The organism is Pseudomonas sp. UC 17F4 (genome assembly GCF_900101695.1).
Taxonomy (GTDB): domain Bacteria; phylum Pseudomonadota; class Gammaproteobacteria; order Pseudomonadales; family Pseudomonadaceae; genus Aquipseudomonas.
Genome location: NZ_FNKV01000001.1, coordinates 3768152 through 3780982, shown reverse-complemented (window position 1 = coordinate 3780982; position 12831 = coordinate 3768152). Strand labels below are relative to the sequence as shown.

Below are 12831 nucleotides of genomic sequence, written 5' to 3'. Positions count from 1 at the left end.
CGGCATTGATTCCTTTGATGTCAGATCAGGTAGGCGGCCAGGGAAGACTGCACGGCCGGATCTTCGAGCATTGCGCTGGCGCGGAAAAACCGCATGATGTTGCCCACCAGGGGATGCCCCGGGGTGATCGGGAAGTCCATGGCTTCAACTTCCAGGCGCAGCGCTGCCTTGACCTGCTCACTGGTGTCCAGGTGGGCAATCAGCGCCAGGTCGAAGGCTTTCTGGATGTCGTTGGTCAGGTAGTGGCTGAGGAACACCGGCATGATCGAAGCGAGGATCTGCCGGTCTTCAGCCGGCGCCGCACTCCAGTAAATGCGCGTCAGCCGCGCCCAGAAGCTCGAATGCCGGCCTTCGTCGGCCAGGTGGTCAGCCATCAGGCCCTTGACCGATTCCTTGACCGTGTCGTCGCGGGCGAAGGCGGCGACATCATTGGTCAGGGTGTTCTCGGCAACCGCCACGCAAATCAGCTCGACCGCCGCTTTCAGGTGTTCGGGGGCCATCTCCATGGCTTTGGGGATCGAGCGGCTGAGCTCGATTTCCCGCGGCAGGGCGATGGGCTCGATACCGGTCAGCTCGATGGTCTGCTGCAGGTAGTCCATGGCCACCAGGGCGTGGTAGTCCTCATCCACCACCACGGTCATGGCGTCGTAGCGGCAGGCAAACGGAAAGCGGATCGCAAAGCTGTCCTTGGCAATGCTGCGTGCGGTTTTGTCGACAATCTCGGTTTCGAAGATCACCACGTCATTAATGAACTTGTAGAGACTTTGCACCAGGGCAAAGTCTGTCAAGTGCGGGCACTGTTCCATAAAGACGGCGCTGGTCACCAGGGGTTGACGGCTGGTCGGGTAAATCAACTTGCCGTCATCTTCCACAGTGCGCCGCGGACGCGTGCGAATGGTCGCTCGCCGCTCCCAGGAGTCGGCGAAAGACTGATACTCATGTGCGTTCATTTAACCTTGCCCACCGTTCAATAGTAATGAACTTCAAATAACAGGCAGCCCTGCTCCGAATGAAACGGACCATGTTCCGTGTGCGCCGCGCGAAAGAAGTAACTGCCTTGCCCGTAGGTCTTTTGTGCACGCCCCGGCGCGGCCTGTTCGGTTTGATCACCTTCGATCAAATACACTTCTTCGTGGTAATCATGGGTATAGATTTCACGCGTGCCGCCGCCGGGGTTAAAGCGCACCAGGCGTGTGCGGATACCGGTACGGGTGTTGGCATCGAGGGTGTCCTTGAACACCGTGAGGGTGATGCCGCGCTCGCTGCTGACCGCTTGCCAGGTGGCCTGGTCGTGCTCGATGACTTCGAACTTCATGCGACACACTCGGCGATCTGCACGGCCATTTCGGCGCGCAGTTCGTCCCACAGCACGCGGCGGCTTTCGACTGCGGCAATGGCGGCGGCGTAGACTTCCTGCTGGCGCTGCGGGTCGCCCTGGACCAGGCGATCGAGCAGTTTTTCGGCGGCTGGGCCATGGTCGTCGGAGTCGACGTCGATATGGCGCTGCAGGTAGTAGCGGAAGGTCGGGGCCTGGTCGGTACCGATGTCCCAGTCATCGAGAATGGTCTGGAACATCCGTGGGATCACGCTTTCACGCCCGTGCAGAAAGGCTGCGGCGACTTCATGAGGCTTGGCGTTGATGGCGGTGTCGAGGGTGTTGCTGACAAACCGCACCGCTGCCGGCGAGGCATGGCAGTGCTGCAGGGCTTCGTCAAGCTCGACGCCGCCGCGCAGCAGACGGACAAAATGCTCGATACGGTCGGTGCTCGCGCCAATCTCGCGCATGGCGTGCAGGTACAGTTCGAAGTGGCTGTAGTGGCCGCCTTGCAGGTTCTGGTCGGACTCTTCACCGAGGACGATTTCGTTGATCAGGTGGGCGGCGGCGGGGTCCAGCGGTGGTAGCCACGGCAGGCGGGTGCAGGTCAGTTCCTGCTGCAGGCGCTTGGTCAGCGACATGAAGTCCCAGACCGCAAAAACATGGGTCTCCATGAACGTGCGCAATACCTGCAAAGAACCGATTTCAGCGAAGATCGGGTGGTTGCCAAGTTCGGTTTTGTTGTGTTCAAGAACGGCTTTTTGATTGTGCATGTTTTCCTCGGTTATCAGGTTTTTTGTCGGGATATAAAACAGCGTTATCGTTTTTAGGGCAGCCGCACAGGTGGCCAGAAACTGGCCCGTTGGCGCGTTTGCGTCATGCAGTGGCCGGAACCGTTATGGCGCCAGGCAACGGAAAGCTAAGACATAAGAAGTTACAAATCAAGACTTCGCAAACATAAAATTTAGGGGTGGATTAATAACTTGCAGGCACGCGAAAAAGGCAACTTCATTACTGAAGTTGCCAAGCGGCAAGAGGCTGTTAATAGCGTTTTTTATCGCTATTTAATTAGATTTAGCGCATGCCATGCCACTGAACTCCCTGTTCGCTAATACCGTTATAACTATTAATTACATGTAAACTTCAGGCCGCCCGCTGGGTGCGCAGCACTAGCGCTGCTACTGCGCAGCCAATCAGGGCCAGGCAGGCGACATAAAACGCATCGCTGTAGGCCATCAGGTACGCCTCGCGGCGTATGGTTGCAGCCAGACCCTCCAGTATCTGCTGCTGTTGCGGCAGCCAGGTGTGCACCGCCTGGTTGAGGCGCTCCTGCAAACCTGGCGAAAACACCGTGACATGTTCGTGAATACGCTCGCTGTGGTAGCGCTCACGGGTGGCAACGATCTGCGTCAGCCCGGCGGTACCGATGGCGCCACCGAGGTTGCGCAGCATGGAAAACACCGCCGATGCCGAGCCCGCTTCGCGCTTGTCCAGGCCCGCCACCGCCAGCACCGACAGCGCCACCATGATGAACGGCTGGCCGATGCCGCGAACCACGGTGGAGGGGATGATGACGTTGTCGGCGCTGTCGACGTTGAGGCTGGCGCCCAGCCAGCAGCCCAGGGCCATGATCAGAAAGCCGCTGGCAACCATGAACTTGGCGCTGGTCCAGGCCATCAACCGCGGCATCAGCGGCGCCAGCAGCAATTGCACCAGGCCATAGGCGATCAGGCTGACGCCGACATCGCGGGCGCTGAAACCCTGCAACTGCGAGAGGTAGTTGGGCACCAGGAACACCAGGCCGAAGGTGGCGCCGCCAAAGATGAACATGGCGACGCTGGCCACGCCAAAGTTGTAGCGCCCGAGCAGGCGCAGGTTGATGAAGGCGCGGCTGCCGTACAGCTGGGTGACCACAAACACCACCAGGGCGATGCCGGCGGCCACCGACATGCCGAGGATGTAGCCCGAGCCGAACCAGTCCAGGCGCCCACCTTCCTCGAGCACGATCTGCAGGCCGCCCAGGCCCACGACCATGGCGAAGATCCCCAGCCAGTCGCCGCGGCGCAGTAACTCAAGCTTCATCGGCTTGGCCTCGATCGACCAGGCGATGGCAATCAATAGCGCCACCCCGGGGAACAGCTGCAGGTAGAAAATCCAGCGCCAGGAATAGGCATCGGTCAACCAGCCGCCTATCGACGGCCCCGCGGCCTGGGCGACACTGTTGGCGAGGCTGAACAGGGCCATGCCCATGGCCATCTTGCTGGCCGGCAGTTCGGTGATGATCAGCTGGAACGACAGCGGGATCAGCACCGCGCCGGCGGCGCCCTGGATTACCCGGATGATGATCATCGCCTCAAGGTTGGGTGCCCAGGAGCAGGCGATCGAGGCCAGCAGGAAGATGAACGAGCCGGTCCACATCACCCGGCGCATGGAGAACACTTCGACCAGCCAGGCCGTGAGCGGAATCATGACGATCTCCGCCACCAGGTAGGCGGTGGAGATCCACGAGCCTTCCTCGAAACTGGCGCCCAGCGAACCGCGGATTTCCGGCAGCGCAGCGCTGGTGACGTGGACGTTCATGCCGGCCATGAAACAGCCGAACAAGCCGCCGATCACCGCCACCCAGGCCCGCAACGAGACCGGCTGTTCACTGCTCATCGGCAGGCTCCCCGCGGGTGTCGACGGTGGTCACCACCGACATGCCCGGCAGCACCTGCACGCCTCCCTCGGCCTGGTCGAGCAGGATGCGCACGGGAAAACGCTGGACGATCTTGGTGAAGTTGCCGGTGGCGTTGTCCGAGGGCAGCAGGGCAAAGACGTTGCCCGAAGCCGGCGAGAAGCTGGCCACCCGGCCGCGCAGGTGCTGGCTTGAGAAACTGTCGATGCTGATCTCTACCGGCTGCCCCGGGCGCATGTGGGCCAGCTGGGTTTCCTTGTAGTTGGCGACTACGTAGGTCTGGTGCAGCGGCACCACCGCCAGCAGCGGCTGGCCGGGCACCACGTATTGCCCGGCGCGCACCCGGCGCTGGCCGACCACGCCGTCGATGGGCGCGCGGATCACTGTGTCCTGGCTGTCCTGGTCGGCCAGGGCGTGGCGGGCCTTGGCGCTGGCCAGGGCTGCCGAACGTTGTTTGATCTGCGCCTCGGCCAGCAGCGCCTGGGCCTTGGCCATTGCCAGTTGCGACTGCTGCTCGCGCTGGCGGGCCTGGGCGCTCTGCAAGGCGGCGCGGGCCTGAATGGCATTGGCGTTGGCCGATTCCAGGCGCTGCACGGTGGCGGCGTTGTCGCGCACCAGGCCCTGGTAGCGCTGCATGTCCAGTTCGCTGCGGCGCCGCTCGGCCTCGGCGCTGTGCACGGCCGATTCGGCCTGGAGGATGGCTTGCTGCTGCTGGTTGATGCGCTCCACTGCCACCTGCTGGCTGGCCTGGGCGGCGGTCAGCGCAGCCTGGGCCTCGGCCACCCCGGCTTCGGCCTGGTCGCGGCGGGCCTGATAGTCGCGGTTTTGCAGGCGTACCAGCACGTCGCCAGCTTTTACCGCCTGGTCGTCATCGACTTCAACCTGGGCGACATAGCCGGCCACGCGCGGGCTCAAGGCCACCCAGTCGGCGCGCACGTAGGCGTCATCGGTGGTCTCCAGAAAGCGCCCGGTGCTAAACCAGTAGCCGCCGAACACCAGCACCGCCACCACGCTCAGGCCGCCTGTGGCGTACAGCGCCAGGCGCCGCCGGGTGAGGGTGGGCAAAGGGGCTTTGCGCTGCTGCTGATCGGCAGCCAGCGGTGGTTTTTCAACGGCAATATTCATGGTTGGATTCCAGTGTCGGTAGGTGCGCTCTGCACCAGGGTCGCGGCCGCGGCCGGTGGCGTTTGCCAGCTGCCGCCCAGGGCCCGGAACAGATTGATTTGTGCCCGCGCCAGGCGTCCCTGGGCCTCGACGTGGCGAGCGCGGACGCTGATCAGGTCGCGCTCGCTGTCGAGCACCTCGAGGGCATCGACGGTGCCGGCGCGGTAGTTGTCCTGGGCCAGGGCAAAGCCGCGCTGGCTGTGCGCCAGGGCCGCATCCAGGGCTTGCGCCCGCTGGCGTTCGCCGTCGTAGCCGGCCAGGGCCTGGCGCACATCCTTGAGCGCGCCCAGGGCCACGCCGCGGTAGTGGGCGATCTGCGCTTGCTGCAGGGCCCGGGCCTTGCTGACCCGGGCGCGGTTGGCCTTGATGTTGGGGAACTCCCAGCTGATCAGCGGGCCGACGGCGAACATCACCGCCTGGCTGTCACCGAGGTTGGACAGGTGATGGTCCGAGGACGTCAAAGAGGCGCCGAAGCTGACCTTCGGGTACAGGTCGGCCTTGACGATGTCGACTTCAAGGTCGGCGGCGCGCAGGTCGCGCTCGGCCTTGCGCACATCCGGGCGGCGGGCCAGCAGTTGCCAGCCATCGCCGCCAGGCAACGCTGCTTTCAGGGTCGGGATGCTTCGGCAGCTGGCGGCACCGGCGCTGATTGCCGCAGGCGGCTGGCCACTGAGCACGCTGAGTTCGAACAGCGCCATTTGCCGCCGCGCTTCCAGCATCGGCAGTTGCGCGCGGACCTGCTCGCGCAGCCCGCGCAGGCGCACCGCATCGAGTTCGGTGGCGATCCCGGCCTGGCGCTGGCGGTCACTGAGCTGCACGCTGCGCTCCAGGGTCTGCAGGGATTGTTCGGTTTCCTGCAGGCGCGCGCCGTAAACGCACTGGTCGATGTAAGCGCGGCTGGTCTGGGTCACCACCTGCAAACGCACCAGCTCCATGGCCTCGCGGGAGGCGTCGGCCTGGGCCCGGGCGCGCTCGATGGCAGCCCGCACCTGGCCCCAGACATCGACCTGATAGGCCAGCTCGATGCCCGGGTTGAATTCCCATTGCGACGGCGCATGGCTGTCGGTGGCCTGGGCCAGGGTCTGGTCGTCGGCACTTTTGCCGTAGCTGGCACCGAACTCGACGCTGGTCGAGGGCCAGCGTCTGGCGTCGTACTCGCCGATACCGGCGAGCATGGCCTGCACGTTGGCCTCGGCCTGGGCCAGGTCCTGGTTATGCGCCAGGGCTTGCTGGACCCAGGTGTTGAGCTGCGGGTCCTGGTACAGCTCCCACCAGCGCTCGGGCAAGGCCTGCTGGCTGACGCCGGCGGGCAGGCTGGCCAGTGGATCGGCTTGCAGTGCCAATGGCGCCGGGGTCGTTACGGATTGGCTGCTGCAAGCGCAGAGCACAGTCAGGAGGCTGGTGGCGGCGAGAAGCCGGGCGGGGAACGGCGGGGATCGAAGTGCACGCATCACGAAAGTCACATCTAGGGTCGTGATGCCAGATTAACGAGGGGAGGGCAGCGCTTCTGCCGCGAGCGGGACAACCATGGCCGTGACCGGGACAACCTGGCCCGGCAGCGAGGAGGGCGTGGCCGCCATCCTCGCTGCGGGTCTCAGTGGCTGCGCGTGGCGCTGCCTTCCAGGGCGCTGACCTGCCAGTCGCGTGGGGTGTAGCCGAGGATGCGCTTGAACATCGCGGCAAAGGCGCTGGCACTCTGGTAGCCGTGTTCGAGCGCCACGTGCAGGATCGGCATGCCACCGGCCAGGCGCTGCTGGCTGAGAATCATGCGCGTGCGGGTGCGCCATTCACCGTAGGACATCCCCACCTCGCGCTGGAACAATCGCGCCACGGTGCGCGCACTCATGTTCAACTGCGCGCCGCATTGCTCCAGGGTGAGGTCTTGCGCGGGGTCTTCGAGAAAGCGCTCGCACCAGGCCCGCAGGCGTGGATGCTGCGGCACCGGCACATGCGCCTCGATGCGTTCAGCCGCCTCCAGCTCGCGGTGAATCAGCGCGCGCACATGCTCGCCCAACGACTCGTCGCGCTGCTCCTGCATGCGTGATGAGGCCAGGATCAGCTCGCGCAGCAGCCCCGAGACCACGATCACCTGACAGCGGTCGACGTGGGCGCTGAGCAACAAGGTGCGCATGCTCACTTCGCCGCTCATGCGCACCTCGTGGCTGACCCCTGCCGGCACCCAGAGGGCGTGCCCGCAGGGGATCACCCAGTTGCCTTCGTCGCTGCACACGCGCATGACCCCGCTGGTGGCGTAGATCAACTGGTCCTCGGCATGGCAGTGGCTGCCCACGACCTCGCCATGTTCATAGTCCATCGCTAATGGTTCCATGCCTTTCTCCTCAGGCAGAAACGCTGGCGGCGTGCAGGGGTTTGAGCAAGCCCTGGCGGGTGGCCCGCGACACGGCACCGACCACGGCCTTGAGCGATGCCTGGAGGATGCTGTTGTCTTTGCCGACGCCGAATAGCAGCTGGCTGTTGACGCGGATTTCGACATAGGCGATGGCTTCGGCCTGGGCACCGTCACGAATGGCGTGCTCGTGATAGTCGGCGATATCGAAGTTCAGGCCCTGCTGGGCGAAGGCATTGACCAGCGCCGCCAACGGCCCGTTGCCTTCGCCGCTGAGCGCCAGGCGCGCGCCGGCGATGTCCAACTGGGCATCGAGGTAGGTGCAGCTGTCTTCGCTGGCAAGCCGAGGTTGCTGCAGGGTGTAGGGCTTGCCTTGCTCAAGGTAGTTGTCGGTGAAGCACGACAGGATCATGTCGCTGGTGATCTCCTGGCCGGCCTCGTCGGCCACTTGTTGCACCAGGCCACTGAACTCCATCTGCAGGCGCCGCGGCAGGACAATGCCGTGTTGCTCGAGCAGATAGGCGACGCCGCCTTTGCCGGACTGGCTGTTGACCCGGATCACTGCCTCGTAGCTGCGGCCCATGTCGGCCGGATCGATCGGCAGGTAAGGGATCTGCCAGTAGCCCTCGGGGTTGTTGCGCCGGTGGGCGAAGCCTTTCTTGATGGCGTCCTGGTGCGAGCCGGAAAACGCCGTGAACACCAGTTCGCCGGCATACGGGTGGCGCGGGTGGGTCGGCAACTGGTTGCAGAACTCGACTTCGCGCTGCACGTGGATGATGTCCGAGAAGTCCAGCTGCGGGCTGATACCGCTGGTGTAGAGGTTCATCGCCAGGGTCAGGATATCGACGTTGCCGGTGCGCTCACCGTTGCCGAACAAGGTGCCCTCGACCCGCTCGGCGCCCGCCAGGCAGGCCTGCTCGGCGGTCGACACGCCGGTACCGCGATCATTGTGCGGGTGCACGCTGATGACCACGCTGTCGCGGCAGCTCAAGTGGCGGCAGAACCACTCGATCTGGTCGGCGAAGACGTTGGCGGTCGAGACCTCGACGGTGGTCGGCAGGTTGAGGATCATCTTGTTGCTTGGCGAGGGCTGGAACACCTCGGTCACCGCCTCGCAGATCTCCAGGGCGAAATCCAGCTCGGTAAAGCAGAAGGTCTCGGGCGAGTACTGGTAGGTCCACTGGGTGTGCGGGTTGGCCTGCATGTGGGCCTTGATCTCGCGGGTGGCCTGGGTGGCGATCTCGATGCAGCCGGCGCGGTCGACCCCGAACACCACCTCGCGAAACACCGGTGCGGTGGCGTTGTAGACGTGGACAATCGCCCGGGGCACGCCCTTGAGGGCTTCGAAGGTGCGCTCGATCAGGTGGCTGCGGGCCTGGGTCATCACCTGGATGGTAACGTCGTCAGGAATCGCGCCGCTCTCGACCAGCTCGCGCACGTAATCGAAGTCGGTTTGCGACGCCGCCGGGAAACCCACCTCGATCTGCTTGAAGCCGACCTTGACCAGCAGGTCGAAGAAGCGCCGCTTGCGCTCGGCGTTCATCGGTTCGATCAGCGCCTGGTTACCGTCGCGCATGTCCACACTGCACCAGGTCGGGGCGACCTGCTGGACCCGGTTCGGCCACTGGCGGTCCGGCAGGTCGACGGTGGTGAAGTGACGGTACTTGGTAGAAGGATCCTTCAACATCATGGCGGCGTTCTCCTGTGCCTACGGTTTTGCGCAGCGCCGGTTGCCCGCAAGCAACCGATGCCAATCGCAGATGGGATCCAATTCTAGCGCTGTTACATCTAGAAATAATTGCTAATTTTGCCAGTGACGGGTGAAGAAGCCTTTGCTGATCGCCTGAAAGTTGCAGTTATTGGTGATTTATTGCGCTGAAGGATTTTTATGAGCATATCCTCACCATTTGAGCGCCTGCCTGCGACGCTCAGCCGCAAATTGCACCTGGCCTCAGCCGGCACCTAGTGGCGGGTTTCGACTGATCTATAAAAATTGCTAACAAGTCATTGCAGTCCAGCCCTGTTTATCAGCGACTTTCAATCAAACATCATGCTGACACCCCACACAGAGGTGCTCAGCATGACCCTTGACCTGCAGTTCGATCACCTGGCCTTCACCACCGCCGCCGACGGCGAGCTTCAGGCTGCGCTGCAAACCCTGCTGGGCGTCGAGCCCGGGCCGAGGCCGGCGTTTCCATTTCCCGGGCAATGGCTGTACCAGGGCGACCAGGCCCTGGTGCACCTGATCCAGGGGCCGCACACCGAGCTCAGCCATCTGGCCCTGCGTACCCGGCAGCCGGCGTCGGCAGTGCTCGAACGCGTCCGCGCCAGTGGCCTGGCCTACCAGGTCGCGCTGGTACCGGAGCAACGCATCTGCCAACTGTTTGTCAGCCTGCCCGGCGGCCTGGTCCTGGAACTGGACTGCCCGCTCGATCGCGACGACCTCGGCATTACCCACGACTACCAGCAGTGCGACCACGCACCTGTCTGACTTCAGGAGAGCCACACGCATGTCTACTTCAGCTTCGTTGTTCACACCCTTTGAACTGGGCCCACTGCAGTTGCCCAACCGTATCGTCATGGCGCCGATGACCCGCTCGCGCAGCAGCCAGCCCGGTGATGTGCCCAACGCCATGATGGCGGCCTATTACGCCCAGCGCGCCAGTGCCGGCCTGATCATCAGTGAAGCCACGCAGATCAGCCCGCAGGGCAAGGGTTACAGCTTTACCCCCGGCATCTACAGTGCCGGGCAAGTAGCCGGCTGGCGTCAGGTGACCGACGCCGTGCATGGCCAAGGCGGGCGGATTTTCCTGCAGCTGTGGCATGTCGGGCGCATGTCCCATGCGAGCTTCCATGCCGATGGCCAGCCGGTTGCGCCGTCAGCGCTGCGTGCCGATGCCCAGGTGTGGGTGGTGGGCGATGATGGCGTCGGGCGCATGGTCGAGGTCAGCGCGCCACGGGCCCTGAGCCAGGCAGACATTCAAGCGGTGATCGAGGATTATCGGCTTGCCGCCCGGCATGCCCGCGAGGCGGGTTTTGATGGCGTCGAGATTCACGCGGGCAACGGTTACCTGATCGACCAGTTCTTGCGCACCACCTCCAACCTGCGCAATGACGCCTACGGCGGCAGCCGCGAAAACCGTATCCGCTTTCTGCTGGAAGTGGCCGCGGCGGTGGCCGACGAAATCGGTGCGCAGCGCACCGGTGTGCGCCTGGCGCCCTACATCACCGCCCGCGGCATGGACTGCACGGACGTCATCCCGACCATCCTCCAGGCCGCCAAGGCCCTGGGCGCCCAAGGCATTGCCTACCTGCACCTGGCCGAAGCCGACTGGGACGATGCCCCGCAGATCCCCGAGCCGTTCCGCCATGAGCTGCGCCAGGTGTTTGCCGGCGCCATCATCGTTGCCGGGCGCTACGACGAGGATCGTGCGCAGGCCTTGCTCGAGGCCGGGCTGGTCGACCTGATTGCCTTCGGCCGGCCCTTTGTCGCCAACCCGGACTTGCCGGCGCGGCTGGCAAACGGCTGGCCGATGGCGCAATTCGATGGCAGCCGCTTGTTTGGCGGAGATGAGCTGGGCTACAGCGACTATCCAGCCTTTATGACAGGCAAGTGAAGTGGCTGGGTTCCTGGGCTGCAAGCATCAGCTCCAGCGGTACCGGGACTACCCCGTCAAGGCCGGCGGGGGCCTGCAAGCCCACCACCAGCAGCGCCGGGCGCTCGCTCGGTTCGCTCGTGCCGGCGGCCACGGCGTTGATCATTCTGGCGTGGTTGGCTGCAATTTCAGTGAGGGTAGACACGTGACTTCTCCGGTGACCGAGCAAGGCGATTGCTGGCGTCCATAAGCGTTGGGGGGCTGGCCGTCGCGTCAGTATTACGTCACTGCCCGACGGTGATTGCCAGCCTCTGCAATCCGCAGGCCAAGCCTTGTCAAAAAATGGACAGGCCTGGCCGGTTTGCGATGGACGGAGTCACCTCGGGCTGTGCTAGGGCTCCTGACCCTGGCGCAAGCGCGTGCTGATCAGCGCCGCCAGCACCAGCAGCGCGGCGATCAGCCACAGGCCGTTGCGGGTATTGCCGGTGGTCTGTTCGATCAGGCCCATCACCGATGGCCCGACAAAACCGCCGAGCAACCCGCAGGTGGTGACGAAGGCCAGGCCCGCCGCCAGGGCATTGCCGCTGAGGCGGCTGGAGGGGAAGACGAAGATGATCGACTGCACCACGAACAGCATCAGCGCGGTCAGCGAGAAACCGATCAGGCCGATGAACGAGTTCGACAACGACGCCAGCAGCAAGCCGGCGGCCATGGTCAGCAAACCGAAGAACAGCAGGGTGCGGCAGCGCCCCGGCGAAGTGGCCAGGCGCGGCAGGGTGGCGGCGCCGATGGCGGCGGCAATCCACGGCACCGAGGTCAGCAGGCCGATCTGCAACGGGGTCAGGGCGGCGTAGGTGCCAATGATGCCCGGCAGGAAGAAGATCACTGTATAGATGGTGATCTGGTGCACGAAGTACACCGCGATCGCCAGCCAGATCTGTTTGTCGGCGAACATCTGGCTGAGCCGGCTCTGTTGCGGCGCCGAGGCTTTTTCGGCGTTCAGGCGCTGCTCGATGTCGCGGGCATCGGCCGCCGACAGCCAGGGCGCGGAGGCCGGGCCGTCCGGCAGTTTCTTCCACACCACATAGGCCAGAGCTACCGCCGGCAGGCCTTCGATGACGAACAGCCACTGCCAGCCGTGCCAGCCCAGCAGGCCATCGAGTTCGAGCAAGGCGCCGCCCAGCGGACCGCTGAGAATATTCGCCAGGCACACCCCGAGCAGAAAATAGCCGGTAGCCCGCGCCCGTTGCTCGCGGTCGAACCAGTAGGTCAGGTAGAGCATCACCCCGGGGAACAACCCGGCCTCGGCCACGCCCAGCAGCAGGCGCATGATGTAGAACGAGGTTTCGCCCTGGACGAAGGCCATGCCCGCCGACAGCAGGCCCCAGGTGATCATGATGCGGGTGATCCAGAAACGCGCGCCGACCCGGTGCATGATCAGGTTGCTCGGCACTTCGGCCAGCGCGTAGGTCAGGAAGAACAGCCCGGCACCCAGGCCATAGGCTGCGGCTGAAAGGCCCAGGTCGATGCCCATGCTGGCCTTGGCCAGCGCAATGTTGGTGCGGTCCAGAAAGCTCATCACATAGACCACGATCAGCAGCGGCATCAGCTTGCGCAGCAGCAGGCGGTTCAGGCGCTGGTCGTCGGCGACGGCAGGCGCGGCGGCCGCTGTCGCGTTAGTGAGGATTGTCATTGTTTTTTCCCCGTTCAAATGTGCGTACTGCGCGCCGCA

The 12831-nt window shown here is 64.3% G+C and carries 12 protein-coding genes; 2 read left to right on the top strand and 10 right to left on the bottom strand.

The genetic code is table 11. The features are described from left to right. Window positions 1-20: 20 nt before the first annotated feature. From BLR26_RS17350 to leuA, 8 genes are all read right to left on the bottom strand, one after another. Entirely contained in the window at window positions 21-950 is a 930-nt protein-coding gene (locus tag BLR26_RS17350; protein ID WP_045198880.1) for a diiron oxygenase, read from the bottom strand. A gap of 17 nt (window positions 951-967) precedes the next feature. After that, window positions 968-1315, bottom strand: coding sequence for a DUF4437 domain-containing protein (locus BLR26_RS17345; protein ID WP_045198882.1), 348 nt, complete (start codon window positions 1313-1315; stop codon window positions 968-970). Continuing rightward, on the bottom strand, window positions 1312-2088 hold the full coding sequence (locus BLR26_RS17340; protein ID WP_045198884.1) for a DUF3050 domain-containing protein: 777 nt from the start codon (window positions 2086-2088) through the stop codon (window positions 1312-1314). The genes BLR26_RS17345 and BLR26_RS17340 overlap by 4 nt, the downstream gene beginning before the upstream one ends. Window positions 2089-2458: 370 nt before the next feature. Then, the gene (locus BLR26_RS17335) at window positions 2459-3973 is read right to left on the bottom strand and encodes a DHA2 family efflux MFS transporter permease subunit (RefSeq protein ID WP_045198886.1); all 1515 of its coding nucleotides are present in this window, start codon (window positions 3971-3973) and stop codon (window positions 2459-2461) included. Beyond that, entirely contained in the window at window positions 3963-5117 is a 1155-nt protein-coding gene (locus tag BLR26_RS17330) for an HlyD family secretion protein (protein ID WP_093383126.1), read from the bottom strand. The genes BLR26_RS17335 and BLR26_RS17330 overlap by 11 nt, the downstream gene beginning before the upstream one ends. After that, on the bottom strand, window positions 5114-6607 hold the full coding sequence (locus BLR26_RS17325) for an efflux transporter outer membrane subunit (protein ID WP_093383123.1): 1494 nt from the start codon (window positions 6605-6607) through the stop codon (window positions 5114-5116). Before BLR26_RS17325 ends, BLR26_RS17330 begins: the two co-directional genes overlap by 4 nt. A 143-nt stretch (window positions 6608-6750) precedes the next feature. Further along, window positions 6751-7485 (bottom strand): AraC family transcriptional regulator, encoded by a 735-nt coding sequence (locus BLR26_RS17320; protein WP_045198892.1) that lies wholly within the window; start codon window positions 7483-7485, stop codon window positions 6751-6753. A gap of 10 nt (window positions 7486-7495) precedes the next feature. Next, window positions 7496-9193: a 2-isopropylmalate synthase gene (gene leuA, locus BLR26_RS17315; protein ID WP_045198894.1), complete on the bottom strand. Its 1698-nt coding sequence runs from the start codon at window positions 9191-9193 to the stop codon at window positions 7496-7498. 390 nt (window positions 9194-9583) lie between these two features. Here leuA and BLR26_RS17310 point away from each other — a divergent pair, with 390 nt between their 5' ends. Both BLR26_RS17310 and BLR26_RS17305 read left to right on the top strand, forming a co-directional pair. Beyond that, the gene (locus tag BLR26_RS17310) at window positions 9584-9994 is read left to right on the top strand and encodes a VOC family protein (RefSeq protein ID WP_045198895.1); all 411 of its coding nucleotides are present in this window, start codon (window positions 9584-9586) and stop codon (window positions 9992-9994) included. Window positions 9995-10013: 19 nt separating this feature from the next. Next, window positions 10014-11120, top strand: a complete 1107-nt coding sequence (locus tag BLR26_RS17305) for an alkene reductase (RefSeq protein WP_093383120.1) — start codon at window positions 10014-10016, stop codon at window positions 11118-11120. Here BLR26_RS17305 and BLR26_RS27175 read toward each other — a convergent pair. Further along, window positions 11104-11304, bottom strand: coding sequence for a hypothetical protein (locus BLR26_RS27175; protein ID WP_143013286.1), 201 nt, complete (start codon window positions 11302-11304; stop codon window positions 11104-11106). The genes BLR26_RS17305 and BLR26_RS27175 overlap by 17 nt on opposite strands. A gap of 186 nt (window positions 11305-11490) precedes the next feature. Beyond that, the gene (locus BLR26_RS17300; RefSeq protein ID WP_093383117.1) at window positions 11491-12792 is read right to left on the bottom strand and encodes an MFS transporter; all 1302 of its coding nucleotides are present in this window, start codon (window positions 12790-12792) and stop codon (window positions 11491-11493) included. Between the last annotated feature and the right edge of the window lie 39 nt (window positions 12793-12831).